Origin of the sequence: Flavobacterium daemonense (assembly GCF_007341385.1) — a bacterium.
GTDB lineage: Bacteria > Bacteroidota > Bacteroidia > Flavobacteriales > Flavobacteriaceae > Flavobacterium > Flavobacterium daemonense.
Genome location: NZ_VJYD01000005.1, coordinates 1 through 25714, shown reverse-complemented (window position 1 = coordinate 25714; position 25714 = coordinate 1). Strand labels below are relative to the sequence as shown.

Sequence of the window (25714 nt, the reverse complement as noted above, 5' to 3'; positions counted from 1 at the left end):
TTTGTAAAATGCTTTTTGTGAGATGTAAAATGTGAAAATCAATGCATTTCACATTTTACAAATTTCATCTCACTATATGTAAATCTCTTTCCCGTTTTCAATAAATTCCTCTGATTTCTCCTGCATTCCTTTTTCCGCGGCTGCAACATCTCTAATTTCCTGAGATATTTTCATAGAACAGAATTTTGGTCCACACATTGAACAAAAATGCGCCACTTTTGCACCATCAGCCGGAAGTGTTTCATCATGAAATTCTCTCGCGGTATCTGGATCTAAAGCCAAATTAAACTGATCTTCCCAACGGAATTCAAAACGGGCTTTACTTAAAGCATTATCGCGGTATTGCGCTCCCGGATGACCTTTTGCTAAATCGGCGGCATGAGCAGAAATTTTATAGGTGATTACGCCGTCTTTTACATCTTTTTTATTCGGTAAACCAAGATGCTCTTTTGGGGTTACATAACACAGCATTGCACAGCCGTACCAACCAATCATAGCCGCGCCAATTGCCGAAGTGATATGATCGTAGCCCGGTGCAATATCAGTTGTTAATGGACCAAGCGTGTAAAAAGGTGCTTCATGACAATGCTCCAATTGTTTGTCCATGTTCTCTTTAATCATATGCATTGGAACATGTCCTGGACCTTCAATAAAAACCTGAACATCATGTTTCCAAGCGATTTTTGTCAATTCACCTAAAGTTTCTAATTCGGCAAATTGAGCTGCATCGTTAGCATCGGCAATCGAACCAGGACGTAAGCCATCTCCAAGAGAAAAAGCGACATCGTACTGTTTCATGATTTCGCAGATTTCTTCGAAATGTGTGTATAAAAAGTTTTCTTTATGATGAAATAAACACCATTTTGCCATAATCGATCCGCCGCGCGAAACAATTCCGGTAACTCGATTTGCAGTTAAATGAATATATCGAAGCAAAACTCCAGCGTGAATTGTGAAGTATGACACACCTTGTTCTGCTTGTTCAATTAAGGTGTCGCGGAAAATTTCCCAAGTCAAATCTTCGGCAATTCCTTTTACTTTTTCCAGAGCCTGATAAATTGGAACTGTACCGATTGGAACAGGGGAATTTCGAATAATCCATTCTCTAGTTTCATGGATATTTTTTCCCGTTGATAAATCCATAATCGTGTCGGCTCCCCAGCGACAAGCCCAAACGGCTTTTTCAACTTCTTCTTCAATGCTCGAAGTCACGGCACTGTTGCCAATATTGGCATTGATTTTTACCAAGAAATTACGACCTACGATCATCGGTTCGCTTTCAGGATGATTGATATTGTTCGGAATTATAGCTCTTCCGCAGGCAACTTCAGAACGGACAAATTCTGGTGTAATTTTGCTTTTTGGTGTATTGGCACCAAAATTATGACCGCCGTGTTGGCATTGCATGGCTTTAGTTTGTTCGTTCAAAAGTTCAATTCGTTGATTTTCACGAATCGCGATATATTCCATTTCTGGAGTGATGATTCCTTGTTTGGCGTAATATAGTTGAGTTACGTTTGCACCTTTTTTAGCACGTTTTGGCTGATGCAAATATTCAAAACGAAGATGATTCAAACTTTTATCTTTCAATCGGCTTTGACCGTAATCTGAAGTTATCTCGCTTAAAATTTCAACATCATTTCGGTCAAGAATCCAACTTTCGCGCAAGCGTGGCAAACCTTTTCGAATATCAATTTCAATATTCGGATCTGTATAAGCACCAGAAGTGTCATAAACGGTAACCGGTGGATTTTTTTCAATTCCGCCATTTGAAAGTTTCGTGTCGCTCAAATGAATTTCACGCATTGCCACTTTTATGGGATGAATTTCTCCGTCTATATAGACCTTTTTAGAATTCGGAAACGGGGTTCTGGATATTTGTTCTTCTGTAGTCATATGTTTTTTGTTTCAGGTTTGAAGTTTAAAGTTTCAAGTTGTTCGGATTGCGTTTATTTGCAACGTTTTTCCGTAGAGACGCACAGCAGTGCGTCTACATCCAGTATATAATTGGAATATAAATCCTATCCACCTTGTGTAGCAGAAATAATCAAAATTTCGTCGGTTTCTTGTACGAGGAATTCGTTCCAATTGGTTTTTGGAACAACAGTGTTGTTGACAGCAACGGCGATTCCGTTTTGTTTGTGCGGAATTTCGAGATCGAGCAATGATTGAACGCTTAGCGATTCAGCATTGAAATTTTTGGTTTGTTGATTGATTTTTAGTTCCATTCCTTTTCAGTTTAGTGTATAGATACACAATAGGAATGGCTGCAATAACGCACAGAAATGCGTTCAAGAAGTCATCTTACTTTTCCCTACGCTAGTATGAACTAGATCAGGTTCAGAGGGTAAAATCTCAGCCTGCGCGATGCAGACACCCCTAAAGTGTGAAGCAAATGTAATAAAATTTGTTTGAAAGTTTCCGGTTTCATGTTTCAAGTTTTTGAAAAACTGAAAACTGAGACTGAAAAACTTGGACTATTTTCCCTTGCGGATAAAGCAATCTTCGGCGTGATCATTGACCATTCCGGTAGCTTGCATGTGCGCATAAACAACGGTGGAACCAACAAATTTAAAACCTCTTTTTTTCAAATCTTTGCTTATTTCATCTGAAAGTGGTGTGGTTGCAGGAACTTCTTTTGATGTTTTTGGATTGTTAACAATAGGTTTTCCATCCGTATATTTCCAAATATAATCTGAAAAACTGCCAAATTCTTCCTGGACTTTCATAAAAGCCTGAGCGTTTGAAACCGCGGCTTTGATTTTTAATTTGTTGCGGATAATGCCGGTATCCTGCATTAATTCTTCGATTTTTTCTTCAGAATAATTGGCTACTTTTTTATAGTCAAAATAATCAAAAGCAGCTCTGAAGTTTTCTCTTTTATTTAAAATCGTAATCCAGCTTAGACCCGCTTGAAAAGTTTCTAGAATTAAAAACTCAAATAGAGTAGGGTCGTCATAAACGGGAACTCCCCATTCTTCGTCATGGTATTTTTTATATAAATCGCTGGAAGTACACCAGCCACATCGAATCAAATTTTCTTTTTCCATTACCTTCCTATTTGCCAGCTATATCCTTTTACGCTCGGGATATAAGCAGAATGGCCCACAATTATCAAATTATTATATACTTTTCGGTTGTATTTAATACCGATGGCATTGCCGGACATATACATTTTATTTGCTTTGAATTTTACTTTCATTTTGCCGTCTTCAAGCTCGGCATCAGATACTTTTTCGACAAGCCAAGTTGACTTCCATTTTACTGAAAGCTCATTTTCTGCAGTTTTAGTAACACTTTTAACTAGTTTGACGGCTTCTTCCGGAATTTCAAAGTTTTGAGTCAGTTCTTTTTGAGTCAAAGTCTGACCCATTTTGCACTTATCCAATATTTTTCGAACGTTTACAAAGTTGAGCAATTTATCATTTGCTTCTTTTTTGACATCGATATTGGTGTTTTGTGTTTTGCTCTCTAAATTAGGAACCGGAGTTATACTGATGGAATTTTTTACTGCAAAAGGAGTTTGGTTCGCAGCTGTTTTTTTTGTTGCAATTTCCTTTGGCGCCTTGATGTTTTTTGATGAAATTTTTACACCTTTTTTAACGGGCGCAGGAGTCAGCATATTTACGGGCATGATTATTTTTTTAGGTGGCTTTTTTTCATCACCGCCACAGCTAAAAAAGAAACATGTTAATGCGAATAAAATAAGTAAGCTGACACTTTTCATAACTCAGATGTTTTTTATTCTTTGTGTGGATCTTCGTCCAAATACTTTTTAATCAAATGATGTCCCGCGTATATTAATGGAGTCAACAAAATTGCAATAGATAATTTGAATGTATAACCAATTAATGCTGAAGATATAAAGGTATCAAAATTAATTTTTCCAGGTAGCCAAAATGCAATTCCAAGAACAATAAAAGAATCAAATAATTGTGAGATTACCGTTGATCCTGTTGTTCTGAGCCAAATTTTTCTCTCGCCTGTACGTCTTTTAAAGAACCAGAAAATCCAAACATCAATTAATTGCGACGCCATAAATGCAATCAAACTTCCGACAATAATCCACATACTTTGGCCAAAAACCGCTTGAAATTGTTCGTCATTTACAGGACTTATTCCTTTCGCTGCCGGAATTACAATTGCCATAAATAAAATCAAAAAAGCGTATGCTATCAAACAAGCCGTAATGAAGGAAAGTTTTTTTACTCCTTTTTCGCCAAAATACTCATTAATTAAGTCGGTTGTTAAAAAAACCACAGGCCAAGGCAAAATCCCGATGCTCATTACAAATGGGCCAACCTGGATAAGTTTCCCTCCAATTAGTTCAGCCACAACTGCATTTGTTATAAATATACCTGCCAGAATTACAAAGACAATTTCTTTTTTGGTTTTAAACATATAAGTTAATTATAAAAATCTATTTTTTCAAAGTTAATTATTTTAAGATGAAAATAGATTAAATATTCCGTGTCAAACAAACTTCATTTTGATTTTTTTCTTTTCTAAAAATAGTGCAAAAGAAAATATAATAAGAAGATCAATATTGTTTTTTTTGGTTTTTTCTTATTGTAATGTATTTTTTATTAGTTAGTTATGTGTTTTTGGGATTGACAGGTATACTAAAACTTTTGTTGAAAACCAGATTGTTTTATTTGCATCATTTTTTTAACATATTGTGATATGCTGCTGATTGGTTATTTTTAGGTATTTTTGGAGAAGAACAAGTTTCTATTATTTAAAATCAAATTAATGAGAATGAAAAAATTAATGTCAATTTTTATCATGAGTACTACTTTTTTTGCGACATCCGCACAAAGCAATTCTGATAATCCGTTGCTAAAACCGTGGTCAGGACCTTACGGAGGAGTTCCTGCCTTCAATGAGTATAAAGTTTCAGACTTTAAACCAGCAATTCAATTTGCGATTCAGGAAAAATTAAACGAAGTAGATGTTATTGCCAATAACCCAAAACCAGCTACTTTCGAAAATACCATAGTTGCTTTAGAGCGTTCTGGTCAAACGATCGAAAGAATTATGACGGTGTACGGAATCTACAGATCAAACTTAAGCAGCCCAGAATTTAGCGCAATTGACAGAGAATTGTCACCAAAGTTTTCTGAGTTTTCAGATAAAATCAACCAGAATAAAAAATTATTTACCAGAATTGAAGCGGTTTATAATTCAAAAGAAAAAAGTAAACTTACGGGAGAACAGCAACGTTTAATTTGGTTGTATTACACTAATTTTGTTCGTCAAGGTGCGCAATTAAATGATGCTGACAAAGCAAAAGTTGCTGGAATAAACAAAGAATTGGCTACGCTTTTTACACGTTTCAGCCAAAATTTATTAGCAGAAGAGCATAACCAATATGTTGAGTTAAAAACAGAAAGCGATTTTGCTGGTTTGCCAGAAGAAGTAAAAAATGCTGCGATTGCTGAAGCAAAAGAAAGAAAATTGAATGTGTTGGGCTGTATTGCAAACACACGTTCTTCAATTGAGCCATTTTTGACATTTTCAACACGCAGAGATTTAAGAGAAAAAGCGTTTGATATTTTCGTGAAACGTGGAGATAATGGTAACGAGTATGACAACAATGCAACGCTTGTTTCAATTTTGCAATTGCGTACTCAAAAAGCAAAATTATTGGGTTACCCAACTTTTGCTGATTGGAGTTTGTCAAACAAAATGGCAAAAGACCCAAAAAAGACGTTGGCTTTGATGGAGTCAGTTTGGGAGCCAGCTGTGGAGCAAGTTCATAAAGACGTTGCCGAGATGCAAAAAATCGTTGATTCTGAAGGAGGAAACTTTAAAATTCAGCCTTGGGATTACCGTTTTTATGCTGAAAAAGTTAGAAAAGCAAAATATGACTTAGATCAAAATGAGGTTAAGCCTTATCTTCAATTAGAAAACTTGCGTGAAGGTATGTTTTGGGTTGCTGGTGAATTGTTTAATTTAAGTTTCAAACAAATTACAAATGTTCCGGTTTACCATCCAGATGTGCGTGTTTGGGAAGTAAGCAACAAAGTAACGGGCAAAGTGGTTGGTTTATGGTATTTTGATCCTTATGCACGTGCAGGAAAACGTTCAGGAGCTTGGATGAATGCTTATCGTAATCAAGAAAAATTAGATGGAAATGTACTTACAATTGTGTCTAACAACTGTAACTTCGTTAAAGGTGCGCCAAATGAGCCAATTTTAATTTCTTGGGAAGATGCAAGTACGTTATTCCACGAATTTGGACACGCGCTTCATGGATTATGTTCAAATGTTACGTATCCAAGTTTAGCTGGAACTTCTGTTGCAAGAGACTATGTTGAATTCCCATCGCAATTATTAGAGCACTGGCTGGCAACTCCAGAAGTGTTGAATAAATTTGCTTTACATTATAAAACAAATCAGCCAATACCACAGGCTTTAGTTGAGAGAATTGAAAAAGCGGCTAATTTCGGAGAAGGATTTTCAACTGTAGAAACAATTTCGAGTTCATTGGTGGATATGAAACTTCACTTGGCTACAGAGCCAATTGATCCTCATAAATTTGAAAAAGAAACTTTAGATGCGCTTCATATGCCGTCAGAAATTGTAATGCGTCACCGTATTCCACAATTCGGACATATTTTTTCAAGTGATGGGTACGCTGCTGGATACTATAGTTATTTATGGGCAGATGTTATCAATGCTGATGCTTGGGAAGCTTTTACAGAAGGAAAAGGACCTTATGATAAGGCAGTTGCTAAAAGACTTTACGATACTGTTTTCAGTGTTGGAAATACAATCGATCAGGAGAAAGCTTATGAAAATTTCAGAGGCAGAGCTCCAAAATCAGATGCTTTGATGCGTGCAAGAAACTTCCCGATTAAGGGTAAAAAATAATAAGATGAAAATCTATAAAAGTCCCCGAATAATTATTTGTTCGGGGATTTTTTATTGAATTCTATTCGACTTAAATCCTATTTACAAAATAAAAAGAAAGCCAAAGGCTTTTTTTAGCAGTTCCAAAAGGAACAAATTATATTGTAGAGCTGTCCCGAGGCTTCGGGATCAGTCCAGTTTATGCAGAACAAAAAAAGCCCTGAATTGTAAGATTCAGGGCTTTTTTATATTGAAATAATTATATTAACCTAAAGTAACTCTTTTGAAACCAGTAATTTCAACGTTGAATCCTTTAACGTAATCACCAACTTTTTTACTGTCATCTTTGATGAAGTTTTGATCAAGTAAAGCTTTTTCTTGATCTAAAGAAGTGTTGTCAGAAATGAAACGTTGTACTTTTCCTGGAAGAATTTTATCCCAGATTTGCTCTGGTTTACCTTCAGCTTTTAATTCAGCTTTAGCATCTTCTTCTGCTTGTTTGATAACTTCAGGAGTTAATTGAGAGAAAGAGATGTATTTAGGAACGTTTTTCAAAGTTTTTCCTAAACGTTTTGCTTCTTCATTATCTTTTTCGATTACAGCAATACGAGCAGCAAGTTCAGACTCAACGAAAGCAGGATCAAAATCTTTGTAAGATAAAGTATCAGCTCCCATAGAAGCAACTTGCATAGAGATGTCTTTTGTTAAAGCTTCAGCGTTTGCAACTGGAGCAGAAATTGCAGTTAAAGCAGCAATTTTATTAACGTGAACATAAGATCCAACGTAAGCACCTTCTAAAATTTCGAAACCACCGATTTCGATTTTCTCACCGATAACTCCAGTTTGCTCGATTAATTTCTCAGCAACTGTAATTCCGTTGAAATCAGAAGCTAATAATTCTTCTTTAGAAGAGAAGTTGATAGCTCTTTCTACTAATTCTTTAGCTAAAGCAACGAAAGCTTCATTTTTACCTACGAAGTCAGTTTCGCAGTTTAAAGTGATGATAGCTCCTTTAGTGTTGTCAGCATTGATGAAAGAAACAGCAGCTCCTTCAGCAGACTCACGGTCAGAACGGTTAGCAGCAACTTTTTGTCCTTTTTCTCTAAGAATTTGTATAGCTTTATCGAAATCTCCTTCAGCCTCAACTAAAGCTTTTTTACAGTCCATCATTCCGGCACCTGTAGATTGTCTTAATTTATTTACGTCTGCAGCAGTAATTGTTGCCATAATATTTTGAATTTTAATGTTAAAAGTAAAAATTCCATCTTCTAAATCCCAAACTCCAATTTTATTAAATTATCAACATAACGTTTTTAATTTTGTATTTGGAGTTTGGAATTTAAAATTTGGAATTTAAAATTTGATTTATTCTTCAGTTGCAGGAGCAGCTTCAGCCTCAGCAGCTGGAGCTTCTTCAGCTACTTCAACTTCTTTTTCAGCACCTCTGTCAGAAAGACCTTCGATTACTGCAGTAGTCACTAAAGATAAAATTTTGTCAATTGATTTAGAAGCGTCATCATTTGCAGGAATCACGTAATCAACCTCTCTTGGGTCAGAATTCGTATCAACCATTGCGAAAACTGGAATGTTTAATTTTTGAGCTTCTTTTATTGCGATGTGTTCAGCTTTGATATCTACTACGAACAATGCAGCTGGTAGTCTAGACATGTCAGCGATTGAACCTAAGTTTTTCTCTAATTTAGCACGTAGACGATCAACTTGCAAACGCTCTTTTTTAGATAGAGTGTTGAAAGTACCATCTTTCTTCATTTTATCGATAGAAGACATTTTTTTAACTGCCTTTCTGATAGTTACGAAGTTAGTTAGCATTCCACCTGGCCATCTTTCAGTGATGTAAGGCATGTTTGCAGCTTTTGCTTTATCAGCAACGATGTCTTTTGCTTGTTTTTTGGTAGCTACGAATAAGATTTTTCTACCTGATGCAGCGATTTTTTTCAAAGCTTCATTAGCCTCTTCAATTTTAGCTGCAGTTTTATATAGATTGATAATGTGAATACCATTACGCTCCATATAAATGTAAGGAGCCATATTTGGATCCCATTTTCTAGTCATGTGTCCGAAGTGAACACCTGCTTCTAGTAATTCTTTTACTTCTATTTTGTTTGCCATTTTTGTACTAGTTTACGTTCTGTTGATTAGCAATGTCCCGTTATGGATTTAATGATTTAAAAATTTAAAGATTTAAAAAATTTCAGTTGTAATCTTTTAATTATTCAATCTTTTAATCTTTCAATCCCAGTTTCATTTAGATGCTAAACTATTTCCTACCTCGATAGGAGAGCAACAATAACTGTGTTTTTTAATTTCAATAAATAATTGATAATGTCTTGTCCCATCTGAACAAGACAGGTAATATTAACGTTTAGAGAATTGGAATCTCTTACGAGCTTTCTTCTGACCGAATTTCTTACGTTCAACCATTCTTGGGTCTCTTGTTAATAAACCTTCTGGTTTAAGGATTCCTCTGTTTTCAGCGTTAACTTCACACATTACGCGTGCTAATGCCATTCTTACAGCTTCTGCCTGACCAGTTGTACCACCTCCGTAAACGTTTACTTTAACGTCAAAGTTGTTTACATTTTCTGTCATAGACAATGGTTGTAAAACTTTGTATTGTAAAGTTGCAGTTGGAAAGTAAGTTGCGAATTCTTTTTTGTTTACAGTGATAGTTCCTGTTCCTTCAGAAACATATACACGAGCAACAGCGGTTTTTCTTCTACCGATTTTGTGAATAACTCCCATTACTTAAGATCATTTAGGTTAACAGTTCTAGGTTTTTGAGCTCCGTGTTTGTGCTCAGCTCCTACAACAACATTTAGATTTCTAAAAAGTTCAGCACCTAATTTGTTTTTAGGCAACATACCTTTTACAGCTTTTTCTACTAATAATGCAGGGTTTTTAGATTGCAATACTTTAGCAGTTAAAGTTCTTTGTCCTCCTGGGTAACCTGTATGACGCATGTAAATTTTGTCATTCATTTTTGTACCTGTAAGGTTAATTTTTTCTGAGTTGATAACAATTACGTTATCTCCACAGTCAACGTGCGGTGTGTAACTTGGCTTGTACTTACCTCTTAAGATCATTGCAACCTTTGAAGCAAGACGTCCTAAGTTATGACCTTCAGCGTCAACAACAATCCACTCTTTAGTTACAGTGGCTTTGCTAGCTGAAACTGTTTTGTAGCTTAATGCGTCCATAATATTATTTTAATTAAACATTCCATCCCCAATAAAGGGGATGCAAAAGTACAATTAATTATTTTAAAACCAAATACCTGAAAAGAATATTTTATATCCTGAAAATCAGGGTGTCAGTTTTATATTTAAAACATTAAAAAAAAACCACCTTCACGATAACGCGAAGGTGGTTCAATATTTAGAATTATTTTGTTAAACAATAAACAAATTTGCAATGTCAACAACTTGCTGTGTGTTCAGCGGTTCGTCGTAAGCTTCTGATCCTGCGGAAGCTCCAAAAGCTGTTGATGTATTGAACCCTGCCTGCATGGTAACACCTTCGCCATCGTAAACGGCTTGAGTTGCTGGTGGCATACCGGCGCCTCGTTCTGCATTTGAAATCCATCCTTTCAATCCGCGCAAGCGACGAACTTCAGATGCATGTCGCGCTTCAACCGAATGTATTTGCAATGCAGCAGTCAATAAATCGGGTGTTGTTATTAAATTAGCTGCCTGACCTTTATAAGCTCTTACGCCTGTATCTTCAAAGGCTTGTGCCAATGCCAAAAAAGTTGGATAATCATGAAAAGGATCAAATGCTCCTCCTACAGTAAAATCAAAAGTGGGTTTTGCAACAAAATTTGCACTCATTGTACCGCCCAGTCCTGCAATTAAAAATTTGACATGATTTGATTCATGTGCCGCAATTTGCTGAAAAACTTTTAAGTCGCGTCCTCCGTTTTCTGATGCAGGAATTACACCAGAATCTAAAGCCATAGCATAAAATTCGTTTTCTAGATATTCTAAAGTCAGTGCAAATTGCAAAGCTCCAATTGGCGTGGCTGGTGTTGGCGTTATATCTTTAGCAAGCGCTTTATTAGCCATTGCAGATAATCCAAAAGGGATTGAAGCTAGCGCGAGATTTCTTCCAATATTTCCAAACTGATTAAAACTGTCTCTTCTTGAGCCAGTTCTTGCTATTAAGCTATCATCAGTAAAAGTTTCTATAAATTTTAAAATATTCATAATTTCTAAGTTTTAGCTAGTTAAGATTAAGGTAAATATTTGGCAGTGAATTTTGTAGTGATAAATCCTCCGGCAATAGGTAGAATTTTGGAAGGATCTTTCGCTGCATCTAAACCAGTTGATGTGCTTATAATATCGTCACCAGCAAAATCTTTAGAATTTGGGTTGATTAAGCTTCTTATTGCAGATGCATGTCTTGCTTCTACAGAAACAATTTTTCCAGCTAATAATAAATAGTCGGCACTTTTAATTAGTTTTCCTGCGCCATTGTATGCGGCAACACCAGTATCTTCAAGTGCTTTTGCGGTAGCAAGAACTTCGTTGCGGCTATTAAAATTCATGGAACCATAGTTGAATGCCAAGGAGGGAAGCAGTTGTGTGCCAGGATCTGGAAGTGCTCCAGTCAAAGCGGCTTTGAAAAAATCTCTGTGAATTACTTCATGATGATATAAATCGGTCAGAACTTGGCGTTCGATATCACTAAAAGTAGAATTGAAATTTGAGGCGTTTACAACTTTCGTATAAAAATCGGCTTCTAATTGTTCAAGAGCATACGCGTACGTTAATACGCCAAAATCTCCTGAGCCTAAATCAAACACTCCGTCCTTTATGCCTGGCAGGGTATTGTCCTGCATATTGTTATCATCATCATTGTTGCTGCAACCAGCTAAAACCAAACCTGCGGTAACTAATGTTAGTCCACTGAGCTTAAGAAAGCTCCTTCTGCTATCCAGTGAAGGGTCAACTTCATGAATTTTAACTTCGTTTTTCATAATCAAAGGTTTTTATTAAGGTTAATAACATGTATTAAGTTATTAACGAGATTAAGCAGCATACGGTTTTGGATAAGCGCTATTTTTTAATTTTATTTTAAAAAAGGCTTTATAATTTTAAATAGTGGTAGGGCTTTTTTGTTTTATTTTAGGTAATTCTACTATATTTGTATTAATTAGATAAAATTTTATTAGATGAAAGCTAAAGCAACTCTTAAACAAATTGCGAAAGAACTAGGTGTTTCTGTGTCTACGGTGTCTAAGGCATTAAATGACAGTCCAGAAATCAGTGAGCAGACGAAGGTGAAGATTAAGGAGTATGCCAAACTCAAAAATTACAAGCCGAATGTTATTGGTCTGAATTTAAAAAATCGTAAAACCAAAACAATTGGTGTAATTATACCTAATATATTGAACTCTTTTTTCGCGAAAGTGTTTAGCGGTATCGAAAAAGTGGCAGACAAAAAAGGATATAATGTAATTACTTGTATTTCGAATGAATCTTTAGAGAAAGAAGTTCATACACTTGAAATGTTGAGCAACGGAACAATTGACGGATTCATTCTTTCAGTTTCTGAGGAAGCTCAAAAATTACAGGATTACAATCATTTTTCGGCTATTATAAATGATGGTACTCCAATTGTAATGTTTGACCGAATTGCAGATGAAGTAGAATGTGATAAAGTAGTAGTTGACGATTTTGATTCGGCTTTAAACTCAACGCAGCATTTAATTAATTTAGGATGTAAAAATATCGCGCTTATTTCTTCTGTAGATAATTTAAGTGTTGGAAAATTAAGAGCCGACGGATATTTGAAAGCTTTAAAAGACAATAATATTCCGGTTAACGAAAAAATCATTTTAAGAACCGATTCGGAAGATGATATGAAAGCCAAAATTGATGGTCTTTTTGATCACAAAATCGATGCTATTTTTGCTTTGGATGAAAATGATTCGGTTGCCGCTTTGAGAGTAAGTTTGAAAAAAGGTTTTAGAGTTCCAGAAGACATTTCGATCATTGGTTTTGCTGACGGAATTTTAGCTTCAAGACGTTTGTCTCCAAGTTTGACAACAGTAAGCCAGCACGGAATTGAAATTGGTGAAGTTGCTGCAAAACGATTGATCAAAAGATTGGAAGAAAGCGAAGAAGAAACTTCTGATTATGAAACCATCGTTATTAAGACGGTTTTAAAAGAAAGAGAATCGACTAGAAAAGTTAAGTAAAAAATAGATTTGATAAAAAAAAAGGACTGTTCGTAAGAACGGTCCTTTTTTATTATACAATTTGTGTGTCATTGCGAGGAATGAAGCAATCTCACTAAAATGAGACACAAAGTTTGATCTAGTAAATGAGATTGCTTCGTTCCTCGCAAAGACAAGATTGCGAAGGTTCAGAAATCTAAAATCTAAAGTCAAAAATCTAAAATAATTTAATGCGCTTCTAACCAATCTTTACCTAAACCTAATTCAACTTCCAAAGGAACCGCCATTTTAAAAGCATTTTCCATTTCGTGTTTGATCATTGGCTGGATTTTTTCGAGTTCGTCATTATGAACATCGAACACAAGCTCATCATGAACCTGAAGCAACATCTTAGATTTCCAGTTTTCGTCCTGTAATTTTTTGTGAATGTTGATCATCGCGATTTTAATTACATCTGCAGCGCTTCCTTGAATTGGTGCGTTAACCGCATTTCGTTCCGCAGCACTTCGCACCACTGCGTTTGCCGAATTAATATCTTTTAAATAACGACGACGACCTAAAATCGTTTGAACGTAGCCTTTTTCGCGTGCAAATTCTATTTGCTCGTTAATGTACGATCTTAATCGTGGATACGTTTTATAATACGCTTCGATCAAAGCCGCACTTTCGCTTCTTGATAATGACGTTTGATTGCTCAAACCGAAAGCAGAAACACCATATATAATTCCGAAGTTTACTGTTTTTGCGTTGCTTCTTTGTTCGCGCGAAACTTCTTCTAAAGCAACATTAAATACTTTTGAAGCCGTTGCTTTATGGATATCTTCTCCGTCTTGGAATGCTTTAATCATGTTTTCTTCGCCACTCAAAGCAGCGATAATTCGTAACTCAATTTGCGAGTAATCTGCAGAGATTAAAGTATGATTTTCATCGCGTGCCACGAAAGCTTTACGGATTTGACGTCCTCTTTCTGTACGAATCGGGATATTCTGCAAGTTCGGATTATTAGAACTCAGACGTCCCGTTGCGGCAACAGTCTGCATATAATCAGTATGGACGCGTAAAGTCTTTTTATCAACTTGTTCTGGCAAAGCCAAAATATAAGTGCTTTGCAATTTCACCATTTGACGCCAATCTAAAATTTGCTTTACAATTGGATTATCATTTGCCAAATAAGTCAAAACTTCCTCTCCGGTTGCATATTGACCTGTTTTGGTTTTCTTTTGTTTTGCACCGCCAATTTTTAGTTTGTCAAATAAAATATCTCCCAGCTGTTTTGGAGAAGCAAGATTGAATTTTTCGCCAGCGGTTTCGTAAATCTGTTGTTCTAAAGATTTGATTTCGACATCCATTTCTGATGACATTGCTTTTAAGAAATCTACATCCAAACGAATACCTTCTGTTTCCATTGCCGCTAAAACGCTTACTAACGGAATTTCGATTTCATCAAACAGTTTTTTAGTTTCGGTTTTGTCTAATTCAGTTGTAAAAATTTCTTTTAATTGCAACGTAACATCAGCATCTTCGGCAGCGTATTCTTTAATATCTTCTAAAGGGACATCACGCATCGAAATTTGATTTTTTCCTTTTTTGCCAATTAAAGTTTCAATTGATTTTGGAGAATATTTCAAATACGTTTCAGCCAATATATCCATATTATGGCGCATATCTGGATTGATCAAATAATGCGCAATCATCGTATCAAAAAGTTTTCCTTTTACAGTAACGCCGTAATTAGCAAGGATTTTCAAATCGTATTTTAAATTCTGTCCAATTTTCTCGATGTTTTCATTTTCAAAAAACGGAACAAATTTGTCAACTAAAGCTTTTGCTTCTTCCTGACTTTCTGGAAACGGAACATAAAATGCTTTTCCTTTTTCGTATGAAAAGGACATTCCAACAAGTTCGGCATGCAGTGCATCAATTCCTGTAGTTTCTGTATCAAAACAAACCGAAGTTTGTTTTTGTAAATTCTGTAAAAGCAATTTAATTCCTAAATCACCTTGGACAATCTGATAAGAATGTTCAGTGTTTTCTAAAGTACTGTAAAATGAAGTTCTTGGCGTTTCTGCATCTTCATCTGCGGAAGCGCTTCCAAACAAATCAAATTGATCTTCATTTTTAGGCTGTGGTTTTTTGTATAATTTGGCATCTGGTTCTGCAGGAGTGGTTGTTTGAGTTCCATCAGTTTTAAACAAATTATCAAATTGTTCCGCCATTCTTCTAAATTCTAATTCCTGAAAAATAGCATCGGTTTTTTCAATGTCGGGACGTGTAAGCTCATAATCATTTTCATCAAAAGTTACCGGACAATCTAATAAAATTGTAGCCAGTTTTTTAGACAATAATCCTTTTTCTTTATTAGCCTCAATGTTTTCTTTCATTTTTCCTTTCAGCTTGTCTGTATTAGCCAAAAGGTTTTCCATTGTGCCAAATTCTTTCAAAAGTTTTTTGGCTGTAACTTCACCAACACCAGGAAGTCCCGGAATGTTATCGGCGGCGTCGCCCATCATTCCAAGAAAATCAATTACTTGTTCTGGACGATCGATTTCAAATTTTTCTAATACTTCAGGAACGCCCCAAATTTCAATTCCGTTGCCCATACGAGCCGGTTTGTACATAAAGATGTTTTCAGAAACCAATTGAGCAAAATCCTTATCAGGCGTAACCATAAAAACTTTATAGTTTTCTTTTTCGGCTTGTTTTGCAATTGTTCCAATTAAGTCATCGGCTTCAAAACCTTCGACTTCAATAATCGGAATATGCATTGCTTTTAATAATTCGCATATATAAGGTACGGCAATTTTGATTGCTTCGGGCGTAACGTCGCGATTTGCTTTGTACTCTGGAAACAAGTCATTTCGTAACTGACTTCCGCCTTTGTCAAAAGCAACAGCAAGATGATCTGGTTTTTCTCTTTTAATAACATCCAAAAGGGAGTTCATAAAACCCATAATTGCAGATGTATCCATTCCTTTTGAGTTGATTCTCGGGTTTTTGATAAAGGCATAGTAACCGCGGAAAATTAATGCATAAGCATCAAGAAGAAAAAGACGTTTTTGAGTTGACATATTAAAAATATTAGTCTGTAAAAATAAACAATTGAGGTCGCAAAAATTAGACTAGCAAGAATTTTTTTCCACCATATAAGTTATATAAGTTCATTTTTCCAGCGCACACGCTGTAGAGACGCACAGCAGTGTGTCTAATATTTATTGAACGAGAATATTTAAATCAACTTATATAACTTATATGGTAAAATCCCGCAAAGCGTTAATGTCTCGTTAAAATATTCAGATTGTAAGAATTCTTCATTTTTTCTTCATTTTACGAAGGTAATTTTGATCTGTAAAATAAAAGGTAATTAATTTTAAAATTTAGAAATCATGAGAAATTTATTGATGCTATTAGTAGCTGTTTTAGGAACTAGTGCAATGGTTCATGCATTTCCTGCACAAGATGTTAAAACAACTCCTGCAAAAGAAGCAAAAGCTACAAAAGAACCAAAAAACAAAGCTGATAAAAAAACAAAATCAGTAAAAGCTGAAGCTACAAAAGCGACACCGGCACCGCCTCCAGTACCGGCAAAAGTAAAAAAATAAGAAAAACAACTTAAAAGAATAAATAAACATTAACTTAAAAAATTAGAAATCATGAAAAATTTATTGATGGCAGCAGTATTAGTTTTAGGAACAAGTGTAATGGTGAATGCTCAAACTGCACCAACTCAGGCTGCACCGGCAAAAGAGGTAAAAGCAACAAAACACCATAATCACAAGTCTGATAAAAAAGAAAAATCAGCAAAAACTGAAGCTCCAAAAACTGATGCAACTATGAAAAAATAAAAATTGTTTTTGATTTGTTTTCATTGCGTCGTAAAGAAAGCAAAACAAGAATAATGGTTTATGGAGAATGCGGTTGAAAAAGCTGATGAAGAAATTTGTCAGCTTTTTTTATTCGTTAATTTTTTAATAATGCGCTACGGGATTTTTTAAAATTGCTTAAATTTAATTGCGCTTAATAGCTGTATCTATGAATATTTTGATTGTTGAAGATAATAAGGAACTTGCTGCAGAGGTTTACGACTTTTTGTGTAATGCAGGTTATGTTTGTAAAATAACTCATACTTGTGAGGATGCTCTTGAAGAAGTTGCCAGCAATGATTATGACGCAATGCTGCTTGATTTGGGATTGCCAGACGGCGATGGTTTTGAGGTTTTGCAGGCGGTTCGAAAAACAAAGTCAAAAATGGCAGTAATTGTACTCACGGCTCGCGGCGAATTAGACGACAGAATCAATGGACTTCATTTAGGCGCCGATGATTATTTGACTAAACCATTTGCTCTGACTGAACTAAGCGCCAGATTGTTTGCTGTGATTCGCAGGATGCATGGTTTTACTGTAAATAGTTTAAGTATTCATGGCTTTTTACTGCAACTTCAAGATTATAAAGTCAGTTATAATGAAGTGCCGTTAAGTTTGACCAAAAAAGAATTTGATATTTTTCAATATTTGGTTTTAAATAAAAACAGGGTTATTACAAGACTTCAATTGACGGAACATATTTGGGGCGACATTCTTGAAGTTAATTCTGATTCTAATTTTATCGATGTTCACGTTCGTAATCTCCGCAAGAAGCTAGATAAACATAGATCTATAGATTGGTTTGAAACAGTTCGAAATGTGGGTTATCGCATAAGCGAATAAAAAAGTAAACGTGTGAAGATAAAACATCAATTAGCTATTTTTAATGCACTGACACGTTTGTTGGTGATTTTGATTTTATGGCTGATGCTGCCAATTTTAGTCGAAAATGTAGTTTACAGACACATTAATAACGGACTGATTGAAAAGAAGAAAAAATTTATAGATAATTTGAATCAAAAGGAAATCAATGACTTTATTGAAAACGCCGATGATTCGACCGAAACATATTCTCAGTTTTCTACATTGCACAGCGAATTTCTTGTGCTCTCAAAAGTTCCTGTAAAAGGGAATGACAAAAAAACATTCTTTAGTAATGAATTCCGAATTATTGAAGGTGAAGAAAATGAATACCGAATTCTGCAATATCATTTTACATACGAAAATCAGGATTATCAGTTGGAAATCGGCAGTAGTTTGAGTGAAGTAAATGATCTTACCTTTATTATTAGATTCTTTATTATTATAGTTTTAGTGGTGATTCTGCTCGCTACTTTTTTAGCAGATACCGTTTATATTGAATATCTGCTTAAGCCTTTTTATAAAATCATCGATACCAAAATAAGGCGAGTCAATGAGCCTGAAGCTTTTGATCACACACCAATAAAAGCAAAATCAAGAGATTTTAGAGAACTGGATTTGGTTTTAAATCAAATGATGGATAGAATTGCAGAGCTTTTCAAAAAAGAAAAACAATTTATATCCAATGTTTCTCACGAATTGCTTACCCCAATTGCTTTGCTAAAAAACAAATTTGAAAATTTATTGCAAAATGAATCTTTGGATGATAATGCTGTTGATAAAATTGCAGGTTCTTTGAAGACGCTCGATATGTTGAAAAAAATTATAAATAATCTGCTTTTGATTTCCCGAATCGAAAACAACCAATATGAAGCAAATGAAAACATCAATTTTCATGAAATCATAAATGATCTGCAGTCTGATTTTCAAGATCGCATGGATGATCGAGAAATTCATTTTGAAAATCATATGAAGTACGATTATGCTTTTACCGGAAATAAAACGCTGATTCATATTTTGGTTTATAATTTGGTAACCAATGCAATAAAATACAATCGACCTAATGGAAATATCAATATAGAAGATGGTTTTGAAAAAGGCCGCTACTTTATTTCAATTGCCGACTCTGGTCTTGGGATGAGTGAAGCGCATCTCGAAAAAATATTCAATAGATTTACGAGAATAAGTTCAGATCAGGATGGGCAAGGGTTAGGGCTGGCCATTGCAGAAAGTATTGCTTCTTTTCATCATATCGAAATCAAAGTTATTTCTAAAATAAATGAAGGAACAACCTTCACATTATTGCTTCCAGAAGCTGCAAAACATAATTAAAAGTTAATTTTTTCACATGCATTCAAACTTCATTTAAACTTCATTTTGTGATTCTATCTTTGAGGTATAATAATGAAACAATAATCAGCAAAAAAAAAAATTAAATTATGAAAAAAATTGTAATGCTAGCAGTAGCTGTTCTAGGAACAGTGGCAATGGTAAACGCTCAAACAACTCCAGCTCAAACCGCTCCAGCAAAAGAAGCTAAAGCTCCTAAAAAAGACAAAAAAGCTGATAAAAAAGCTAAAAAAGCAGAGGCAGCTAAGCCAGAAGCAGCAAAAGCTCAAAAATAAAAGACACAGGTTTGCTCTGCAAACATGGTTTTGGTTTATAAAAGGTTTTAAAAAATTTGGTAGAGAAAAAGCTGGCAGAGAAATCTGCCAGCTTTTTGTTCTTTATATTGAGTTAAATTTTTGATAATAAAAAGCAATAAAATTTTCATTCTTTGTTACTTTGCTTAAAACTATAACTAATGATTTTTCGTTTTATAATTCTTTGCGCCCTTTTTCTGTTTATTGAATTTTATTCCTATCAAGCTTTTCGAACTCTCATTAAAGTAAGATGGGTTTTAATAAGCTACCAGATCATAAGTGCGTTGCTTTTAGCTTTTATCATATATTCTTTCTCGCAAGTTGATCGTTCTGTCGGACAAACAAAACAATTTATGTTTACGACGGGATTAATGCTTTTGATTTATGTTCCAAAAATTGTACTGACATTGATTATGTTCAGTGAAGATATTTTTAGAATTGGGGCAAGTATTGTAAATTATTTCGTTTACAATGCACCACGAAAAGAAATCATGCCAGACAGAAGAAAGTTTATTAGCCAACTTGCATTAGGATTGGCTGCTGTACCATTTTTGTCTTTGATTTACGGAATTTTTGAAGGAAAATATAATTTCAAGGTAATCAAACAAACCATCTTTTTTCCTGATCTTCCAGATGCTTTTGATGGTTTTAGAATCACACAGATTTCAGATGTTCACAGTGGAAGTTTTGATAATCCAGAAAAGATAAATTATGCAATCGACTTGATCAATCAGCAAGAGGCAGATATGATTTTGTTTACAGGCGATATTGTAAATACGCATGCGAAAGAAATGCTTCCGTGGCTGGAAACTTTCAAGAGAATCAAAAATTATAAATACGGCAAGTTTGCGGTTTTAGGAAATCATGATTATGGTGAATATGTTACATGGCCATCTGAAAAGCAAAAAGAAGAAAATTTTAAGCAAATCAAGAGTTTATATGGTCAAATTGGTTTTGACTTAATGTTGAACGAGCATACTTATATTCAAAAAGGTAGTGATAAAATTGCTTTAATTGGAGTAGAGAATTGGGGCGTTAATTTTAAAAAAGCAGGTGATTTGCATAAAGCTTCTGAGAATGTTGCACAGGAAGATTTTAAAATTTTAATGAGCCACGATCCAAGCCATTGGGACGCTGAAATTAATAAGCATCCTAAAAATTTTCATTTAACGCTTGCGGGCCATACACATGGTATGCAGTTCGGAATCGAAATTCCGGGTTATTTTAAATGGAGTCTTGCACAATACATTTACAAACAATGGGCGGGATTGTACGAAACAGCTGGAAGATACATTTATGTTAACCGTGGATTTGGGTTTCATGCCTATCCAGGAAGAGTTGGTATCATGCCCGAAATAACAGTGATAGAACTAAAAAAAGGCAACAATGTGGCTTAATTCGTTAAAAATGCTACATTTGTAGAATATTTGCCTCTTTGTAGTAAATTAAAAAATTTAAATTTTTGGTTTTATGTCAAAATTTGGAGAACTAATAAATGCTCAAGTCCCTGTGTTGATTGACTTTTACACAGATTGGAACGAATCTTCAGTTTCTATGCATCCAGTAATTAAGGATGTTGCGGCTGCACTTGGCGACAAAGCCAAAGTAATCAAAATTGATGTAGATAAGAATCAAGAACTGGCTGAGGCTCTTCGTATTAAGGGTCTTCCGACACTTATGATTTATAAAGAAGGACAAATGATCTGGAGGCAGTCAGGTGAACTTGATGCCAATACAATTATCGGAATTGTTCAAGAACAATTTAATCAATAAAAAGACTTTCGATGTTTTCTAATGAATAACATCAAAAGCATATCCATTTTCTTTTAAAAAATGCAAAGTTTTAGGTAAAGCAAATTTTAAATTTTGCGATGCTTTAATACTGTCATGAAAAACAATTACACTTCCTGACGTTACATTTTTTGTCACGTTTTCAAGGCATTTTTCTGGCGTAATAGATTGGTCGAAATCAGCGCTTAAAACATCCCACATTATTATTTTATAACCAAGATTTCGCAAAATTTTAGATTGCGCTTTTTTGATTTTTCCATAAGGAGGACGAAACAATAAACTGTTTAATTTTTGTTCGTTGGCTAAAATGGAAGCGCAGTTTTTTACATTTTCAATATATTCGCTGGTTTGGCTTTTCCATCCATTAATATGATTCATTGTATGGTTGCCAATGGCGTGTCCTTCAGCGATTAGTCTTTCAAATAAAGTCGCATTTGCATTAATGTTTTTGCCTATGCAGAAGAAAGTTGCTTTTGCGTCAAATTTTTTCAATTCAGATAAAACCCATTCTGTAACTTCTGGAGTAGGGCCATCATCAAATGTGAGGTATATTTTCTTTTCTTTGTTTGGAATATCCCAACAATATTTAGAAAATACCCTTTTTATAAATGAATTTGTTTTGACCCAATAAAAGCTCATTTTGAAATGGATTTACAGATACTGTAAAATTAAAAAATGCAGTGCTATTTATCTAAAAGCACTGCATTTTTTTAATCAGTATATTTTTCGTATATTATTATTCTTTTTCGCGTCCAAAACGTTCGAATACATTTACATACGTATTAAAAGTCTTTTTGTGTTTTTCAAAAAAGGCCGTGTCGTTATTACGGTGCATTACTTGTAAAAGACTTCTGTAGCGCTCGATGTCAGTTATAATATCCATTGCAAGATCAGTCTGGTCACCAGGAGGCAATGTTGCATAATAGTTCAGGTTTTCATTGTATTTTGTAACCAGTTTATTAAGCAGATCCTGAGCTTTTGCAGTTTCTCCTACTTTGTAATATCCATTTGCAAAAGGTTCAACTAGTGAATAATAACCAAATTTATCCAATGGCATTTTTGTCATTGCTAAATTAATTACATTTTTAGCTTTGTCAATTTTGCCTTCAGCAATAAGCTGATCCATTAAACGAGAAAGGTTTGTACGGTAAGTAATACTGTTTCTTCTGGTTTCGGGATCATGGTAGATTTTTTCGCTTTCACTGTTGCCCCAATCCCATTTCATTACGATATTGTACATTTTATCTGCATCAATTTGTCCCATATCCATTGGTCCGCCATCTTTTGACGGTACATTTCGAACAGGAACTAATTTGTAAACCATTCCGTCTAATTGCAAATAGTCTTTCAGCCATAAATAATCTTCATCATCAAAAGCACCTCCACTGAAATAAATAGGGCGTTTCCAATTGTTATTTGCCAAAATATCTAGCATCATTAAGCGGTTTTTGTAAAGTGCGCTTCCTTTAATGTCAATATCTAAATATGGCACGATAGAATCGCTGTATTTTGGATTTACGACTTTATTTTTAAGGATCACATTTTTGTCAACAGGTACTCTGATTTTGTTTGTTGGATAGAAATGAATTGTTTGTCCATTTTGAAGACCAACAGTTGATTTTGGATTTTTGATAAAATTGATAAAATCAGTTATGTTCCAGCGTGTGTCAATTTTTTCAATATGCGCTACGTAGTCCAATTTATCCCCAACATAATCATCATGTGTAAAAGATATAGGCAATGGATCAGATTCATAAGCTTTTGCTTTCATCTGGTCAATATACCAGTCCGTCATAAATAAACTAGTATTTACGATTTTAACGTCGGTTCTAAAATGCTCTATTTCCTGTGCATACCATAGTGGGAAAGTGTCGTTATCTCCAATGGTAAATAAAATCGCGTCTTTATCGCAAGAACTTAAATAGGCTTTTGCCATGGCAACAGCTGTATATCTGTTTGATCTATCATGATCGTCCCAGTTTTGAGAAGCCATTAAAACAGGAGCGGCTAATAGAGAAGCAGCAATAATTACTGGTCCAGCTATCTTTGGAGCAAGATATTTTTGAATGCTTTCATATAAAGAATATACTCCAAAACCTATCCAGATTGCAAACACATAAAACGATCCAACAAGAGCATAATCTCTTTCACGAGGTTCAAATGGTCTTTCGTTCAAATAAATTTTTAAGGCAATACCAGTAAATAAGAATAATGCTAAAAGTACATAAAAACTCTTAAGGTCTTTATTCGCGTGATACATTATTCCAATAAGCCCTAAAATAAAAGGAAGGAAATAATAAACATTACGACCTTTGTTGTTTAAAACATCTGAAGGCAGTTTGTCTTGAGAACCTAAATGAAGCGAATCAAGTGCTTTAATGCCGCTGATCCAGTTTCCATCTAAGTTGTCATATTTTCCTTGAACATCGTTTTGACGTCCGACAAAGTTCCACATCAAATATCTCCAATACATATATCCAAATTGATATTCGAACATAAAAGCGAAGTTATCAGTAGTCGTCGGTTTTTCAATAATCAAATATTGTCCATAGCTTTTTAAGAATTTAACATAGCCTTCGTTGTCAATTTGTTTTTGTGCGAATGCTTTTCTGAACTCTGAAACTGTTTTTTCGACTTCATTTCTCAATTGAGCAGTCGCTTTATTGTATTCATCTTCGCTTAATTGGCTTGCGTCAATGCCATATTTCGCTAAATCTTCTTCGTAATCGTAATTCGGATTGATTTTAAACTTAGGCGGGTTTGTGAAGTTGATATAATTCTGAATGTGCGCCATTTCAGTACTCCACATTCTTGGTAGAATCGTTTTTTGATTATCGTCAGAGTTTTGTTCTGCGTTTTTATAATTGTTGGTAATAATATATTTACCAGTTTTATAATCTCTTTCGTAGTTTGGTTTCTTGTCTAAATAAGGCGTTTTCTCATCAAGCCCAGCAAAATATTCCGTGTATTGTGGTCCATAAAATAATGGGTTTACACCATATTGCTCACGATTGTAATAGGCAAGAACCTCAATAGCATCAGATGGTTTGTTTTCGTTGATTACTGTATTTGCGTTGGCACGAACAGGAAGCATCATCCAAGTTGAGAAACCGATCAGGATAAATAAAATACAAAGAATAATGGTGTTATAAAAAATAAGACCTTTTTGTTTTGTGTATTTTAATCCAAAGTAGAAGAACGCTACAAAAAGCAATGCAACAAATATAGTTCCAGAATTAAAAGGAAGTCCTAAACTGTTAACCATATATATTTCGGTTTTTCCGAAAAATGCCATGGTCAAAGGCAATAATAATTTAAAAATGAACAACAATATCCCGATTACAACAACATTTGCAATAAGGAAATTTTTGATGGTAACTTTTTCATAATGCTTAAAGTAATATAGAAAACCAATAGATGGAATAGTCAATAAGGCCATAAAGTGAACACCAAATGAAAGACCTACAACTAATGAAATAATTAAAAGCCATTTATTTCCTTTTGGTTTATCCATGTCTTGTTCCCAACGAAGACCAAGCCAAAAAAGCAATGCAATTAAAAGGGATGCCATTGCATAAACTTCTGCTTCTACAGCATTGAACCAAAAGCTGTCCGAGAAAGTATAGGCCAATGCTCCAACAAAAGAACTTCCTAAAATTACAATCGAATTGTTTTTGTCAATTTCTGCAAATCGGGCAACAATCTTTTTCAATATCATAGACGAAGACCAGAACATAAATAAGATAGTAAATGCACTAGAAAAAACAGACATCATATTTACCATCACAGCCACATGTTTTGCATCTATAGCAAACATTGCAAAAAATGCGCCCATCATTTGGAATAAAGGTGCTCCTGGTGGGTGGCCAACTTCTAGTTTAGCTGCTGTGGCAATATATTCACCACAATCCCAAAAGCTCATTGATGGTTCGACAGTTAAAGTATAGGTAATTAAAGCGATTGCAAATGCAAACCAACCAATAATTGTATTCCATTTATTGAAATTGAATTGTGCCATATTTAGGTGTTAAAATTTTGTATGTTTTCTATCCTACAAAGAAAATGTTTTTTTGTGTAAAGAAACGAGCATTAACAAAAAATTCTATAAAACTATCTTTGAAAAGTAATTTGTTGTTTATGAGGAGCTTCTGTTGTTTTCAAGATTTTCAAAGTGAAAAAAAACTAAAAAAATAATTTTTTTTGGTTAAAAAGTTTGCGCAAACTAAATAAAGCCCTAAATTTGCACTCGCTTAACAGCATTGCTGGTCTATGGTGTAATGGTAACACTACGGTTTTTGGTGCCGTCTTTCTAGGTTCGAGTCCTAGTAGACCAACATAAAAAGCCTCTCAGAAATGAGAGGCTTTTTTTTATGAAAAAAGTTGACTTAAAAATTTGCATAAATTAAATAAAGTTTTAATTTTGCACCCGCTTAACAGCATTGCTGGTCTATGGTGTAATGGTAACACTACGGTTTTTGGTGCCGTCTTTCTAGGTTCGAGTCCT

General features: G+C 34.6%; 23 protein-coding genes, 1 tRNA gene and 1 riboswitch. Of the genes, 10 read left to right on the top strand and 14 right to left on the bottom strand.

Annotated features, from left to right (window positions below):
• Positions 1-72 precede the first annotated feature (72 nt).
• From thiC to FND99_RS08050, 5 genes are all read right to left on the bottom strand, one after another.
• A complete protein-coding gene (gene thiC / locus FND99_RS08070) occupies positions 73-1896 on the bottom strand; it encodes a phosphomethylpyrimidine synthase ThiC (protein WP_144337463.1) in 1824 nt (607 codons plus the stop codon).
• A 125-nt stretch (positions 1897-2021) separates the two neighbouring features.
• Positions 2022-2228, bottom strand: a complete 207-nt coding sequence (gene thiS / locus FND99_RS08065; protein WP_144337462.1) for a sulfur carrier protein ThiS — start codon at positions 2226-2228, stop codon at positions 2022-2024.
• 66 nt (positions 2229-2294) lie between these two features.
• Positions 2295-2391, bottom strand: a riboswitch (TPP riboswitch).
• A gap of 86 nt (positions 2392-2477) precedes the next feature.
• A complete protein-coding gene (locus FND99_RS08060) occupies positions 2478-3050 on the bottom strand; it encodes a DNA-3-methyladenine glycosylase I (RefSeq protein ID WP_144337461.1) in 573 nt (190 codons plus the stop codon).
• Positions 3050-3727 carry a hypothetical protein gene (locus tag FND99_RS08055; protein WP_144337460.1) on the bottom strand — a complete coding sequence of 226 codons (678 nt, stop codon included), beginning with the start codon at positions 3725-3727 and terminating at the stop codon, positions 3050-3052. Before FND99_RS08055 ends, FND99_RS08060 begins: the two co-directional genes overlap by 1 nt.
• Before the next feature lie 14 nt (positions 3728-3741).
• Positions 3742-4401, bottom strand: coding sequence for a queuosine precursor transporter (locus tag FND99_RS08050; RefSeq protein ID WP_144337459.1), 660 nt, complete (start codon positions 4399-4401; stop codon positions 3742-3744).
• 357 nt (positions 4402-4758) lie between these two features.
• Between FND99_RS08050 and FND99_RS08045 the strand changes: the two genes are divergently transcribed.
• Positions 4759-6876, top strand: a complete 2118-nt coding sequence (locus FND99_RS08045; RefSeq protein WP_144337458.1) for a M3 family metallopeptidase — start codon at positions 4759-4761, stop codon at positions 6874-6876.
• 243 nt (positions 6877-7119) lie between these two features.
• On the opposite strand, the gene tsf is transcribed toward FND99_RS08045, so the two are convergent.
• The 6 genes from tsf to FND99_RS08015 all read right to left on the bottom strand — a co-directional run bounded on the left by tsf (position 7120) and on the right by FND99_RS08015 (position 11851).
• Positions 7120-8082, bottom strand: a complete 963-nt coding sequence (gene tsf, locus FND99_RS08040) for a translation elongation factor Ts (RefSeq protein WP_144337457.1) — start codon at positions 8080-8082, stop codon at positions 7120-7122.
• 138 nt (positions 8083-8220) lie between these two features.
• Positions 8221-8985 (bottom strand): 30S ribosomal protein S2, encoded by a 765-nt coding sequence (gene rpsB, locus FND99_RS08035; protein ID WP_026728619.1) that lies wholly within the window; start codon positions 8983-8985, stop codon positions 8221-8223.
• A 246-nt stretch (positions 8986-9231) separates the two neighbouring features.
• A complete protein-coding gene (rpsI, locus tag FND99_RS08030) occupies positions 9232-9618 on the bottom strand; it encodes a 30S ribosomal protein S9 (RefSeq protein ID WP_071636269.1) in 387 nt (128 codons plus the stop codon).
• Entirely contained in the window at positions 9618-10073 is a 456-nt protein-coding gene (gene rplM, locus FND99_RS08025) for a 50S ribosomal protein L13 (RefSeq protein ID WP_144337456.1), read from the bottom strand. The genes rpsI and rplM overlap by 1 nt, the downstream gene beginning before the upstream one ends.
• A gap of 192 nt (positions 10074-10265) precedes the next feature.
• Positions 10266-11078 carry a ferritin-like domain-containing protein gene (locus tag FND99_RS08020; RefSeq protein WP_144337455.1) on the bottom strand — a complete coding sequence of 271 codons (813 nt, stop codon included), beginning with the start codon at positions 11076-11078 and terminating at the stop codon, positions 10266-10268.
• 26 nt (positions 11079-11104) lie between these two features.
• Positions 11105-11851 (bottom strand): ferritin-like domain-containing protein, encoded by a 747-nt coding sequence (locus tag FND99_RS08015; protein ID WP_144337454.1) that lies wholly within the window; start codon positions 11849-11851, stop codon positions 11105-11107.
• A 195-nt stretch (positions 11852-12046) separates the two neighbouring features.
• Between FND99_RS08015 and FND99_RS08010 the strand changes: the two genes are divergently transcribed.
• Complete coding sequence (locus tag FND99_RS08010) at positions 12047-13075, top strand: LacI family DNA-binding transcriptional regulator (protein WP_144337453.1); 1029 nt, start codon at positions 12047-12049, stop codon at positions 13073-13075.
• A 206-nt stretch (positions 13076-13281) separates the two neighbouring features.
• Here FND99_RS08010 and polA read toward each other — a convergent pair whose 3' ends face one another.
• Entirely contained in the window at positions 13282-16122 is a 2841-nt protein-coding gene (polA, locus tag FND99_RS08005; protein ID WP_144337452.1) for a DNA polymerase I, read from the bottom strand.
• 315 nt (positions 16123-16437) lie between these two features.
• Between polA and FND99_RS08000 the strand changes: the two genes are divergently transcribed.
• The 7 genes from FND99_RS08000 (at position 16438) to FND99_RS07970 (ending at position 21192) form a co-directional block, all read left to right on the top strand.
• Positions 16438-16653, top strand: coding sequence for a hypothetical protein (locus FND99_RS08000; protein WP_144337451.1), 216 nt, complete (start codon positions 16438-16440; stop codon positions 16651-16653).
• Between the two features lie 51 nt (positions 16654-16704).
• The gene (locus tag FND99_RS07995; RefSeq protein WP_144337450.1) at positions 16705-16896 is read left to right on the top strand and encodes a hypothetical protein; all 192 of its coding nucleotides are present in this window, start codon (positions 16705-16707) and stop codon (positions 16894-16896) included.
• Between the two features lie 187 nt (positions 16897-17083).
• On the top strand, positions 17084-17758 hold the full coding sequence (locus FND99_RS07990; protein ID WP_144337449.1) for a response regulator transcription factor: 675 nt from the start codon (positions 17084-17086) through the stop codon (positions 17756-17758).
• A 12-nt stretch (positions 17759-17770) separates the two neighbouring features.
• Positions 17771-19108 carry a sensor histidine kinase gene (locus FND99_RS07985; RefSeq protein ID WP_246074195.1) on the top strand — a complete coding sequence of 446 codons (1338 nt, stop codon included), beginning with the start codon at positions 17771-17773 and terminating at the stop codon, positions 19106-19108.
• 107 nt (positions 19109-19215) lie between these two features.
• On the top strand, positions 19216-19401 hold the full coding sequence (locus tag FND99_RS07980; protein ID WP_144337448.1) for a hypothetical protein: 186 nt from the start codon (positions 19216-19218) through the stop codon (positions 19399-19401).
• 179 nt (positions 19402-19580) lie between these two features.
• Positions 19581-20816 carry a metallophosphoesterase gene (locus FND99_RS07975; RefSeq protein WP_144337447.1) on the top strand — a complete coding sequence of 412 codons (1236 nt, stop codon included), beginning with the start codon at positions 19581-19583 and terminating at the stop codon, positions 20814-20816.
• A 73-nt stretch (positions 20817-20889) separates the two neighbouring features.
• Positions 20890-21192, top strand: a complete 303-nt coding sequence (locus tag FND99_RS07970) for a thioredoxin family protein (protein WP_026728605.1) — start codon at positions 20890-20892, stop codon at positions 21190-21192.
• Between the two features lie 18 nt (positions 21193-21210).
• Here the strand turns inward: FND99_RS07970 and FND99_RS07965 are convergent, their stop codons facing one another.
• Positions 21211-21849, bottom strand: coding sequence for a polysaccharide deacetylase family protein (locus FND99_RS07965; RefSeq protein WP_144337446.1), 639 nt, complete (start codon positions 21847-21849; stop codon positions 21211-21213).
• A 97-nt stretch (positions 21850-21946) separates the two neighbouring features.
• Positions 21947-25228, bottom strand: a complete 3282-nt coding sequence (locus FND99_RS07960) for a glycosyltransferase family 117 protein (RefSeq protein ID WP_144337445.1) — start codon at positions 25226-25228, stop codon at positions 21947-21949.
• A 245-nt stretch (positions 25229-25473) separates the two neighbouring features.
• On the opposite strand from FND99_RS07960, the gene FND99_RS07955 reads away from it, so the two are divergent.
• Positions 25474-25544 (top strand) — tRNA-Gln (locus FND99_RS07955).
• Positions 25545-25714 lie beyond the last annotated feature (170 nt).

Excerpts from the sequence above, each read along its gene's own strand:
- tsf (WP_144337457.1), bottom strand. The coding sequence starts at position 8,082 with ATGGCAACAATTACTGCTGCAGACGTAAATAAATTAAGACAATCTACA.
- FND99_RS07960 (WP_144337445.1), bottom strand. The coding sequence starts at position 25,228 with ATGGCACAATTCAATTTCAATAAATGGAATACAATTATTGGTTGGTTT.
- FND99_RS08020 (WP_144337455.1), bottom strand. The coding sequence starts at position 11,078 with ATGAATATTTTAAAATTTATAGAAACTTTTACTGATGATAGCTTAATA.
- thiC (WP_144337463.1), bottom strand. The coding sequence starts at position 1,896 with ATGACTACAGAAGAACAAATATCCAGAACCCCGTTTCCGAATTCTAAA.
- FND99_RS07975 (WP_144337447.1), top strand. The coding sequence starts at position 19,581 with ATGATTTTTCGTTTTATAATTCTTTGCGCCCTTTTTCTGTTTATTGAA.
- FND99_RS08010 (WP_144337453.1), top strand. The coding sequence starts at position 12,047 with ATGAAAGCTAAAGCAACTCTTAAACAAATTGCGAAAGAACTAGGTGTT.
- polA (WP_144337452.1), bottom strand. The coding sequence starts at position 16,122 with ATGTCAACTCAAAAACGTCTTTTTCTTCTTGATGCTTATGCATTAATT.
- FND99_RS07990 (WP_144337449.1), top strand. The coding sequence starts at position 17,084 with ATGAATATTTTGATTGTTGAAGATAATAAGGAACTTGCTGCAGAGGTT.
- FND99_RS08055 (WP_144337460.1), bottom strand. The coding sequence starts at position 3,727 with ATGAAAAGTGTCAGCTTACTTATTTTATTCGCATTAACATGTTTCTTT.
- FND99_RS07980 (WP_144337448.1), top strand. The coding sequence starts at position 19,216 with ATGAAAAAAATTGTAATGCTAGCAGTAGCTGTTCTAGGAACAGTGGCA.
- FND99_RS08050 (WP_144337459.1), bottom strand. The coding sequence starts at position 4,401 with ATGTTTAAAACCAAAAAAGAAATTGTCTTTGTAATTCTGGCAGGTATA.
- FND99_RS08000 (WP_144337451.1), top strand. The coding sequence starts at position 16,438 with ATGAGAAATTTATTGATGCTATTAGTAGCTGTTTTAGGAACTAGTGCA.
- FND99_RS08060 (WP_144337461.1), bottom strand. The coding sequence starts at position 3,050 with ATGGAAAAAGAAAATTTGATTCGATGTGGCTGGTGTACTTCCAGCGAT.
- FND99_RS08045 (WP_144337458.1), top strand. The coding sequence starts at position 4,759 with ATGAAAAAATTAATGTCAATTTTTATCATGAGTACTACTTTTTTTGCG.
- FND99_RS07965 (WP_144337446.1), bottom strand. The coding sequence starts at position 21,849 with ATGAGCTTTTATTGGGTCAAAACAAATTCATTTATAAAAAGGGTATTT.
- FND99_RS07995 (WP_144337450.1), top strand. The coding sequence starts at position 16,705 with ATGAAAAATTTATTGATGGCAGCAGTATTAGTTTTAGGAACAAGTGTA.
- FND99_RS08015 (WP_144337454.1), bottom strand. The coding sequence starts at position 11,851 with ATGAAAAACGAAGTTAAAATTCATGAAGTTGACCCTTCACTGGATAGC.
- rpsI (WP_071636269.1), bottom strand. The coding sequence starts at position 9,618 with ATGGGAGTTATTCACAAAATCGGTAGAAGAAAAACCGCTGTTGCTCGT.
- rplM (WP_144337456.1), bottom strand. The coding sequence starts at position 10,073 with ATGGACGCATTAAGCTACAAAACAGTTTCAGCTAGCAAAGCCACTGTA.
- rpsB (WP_026728619.1), bottom strand. The coding sequence starts at position 8,985 with ATGGCAAACAAAATAGAAGTAAAAGAATTACTAGAAGCAGGTGTTCAC.
- thiS (WP_144337462.1), bottom strand. The coding sequence starts at position 2,228 with ATGGAACTAAAAATCAATCAACAAACCAAAAATTTCAATGCTGAATCG.
- FND99_RS07970 (WP_026728605.1), top strand. The coding sequence starts at position 20,890 with ATGTCAAAATTTGGAGAACTAATAAATGCTCAAGTCCCTGTGTTGATT.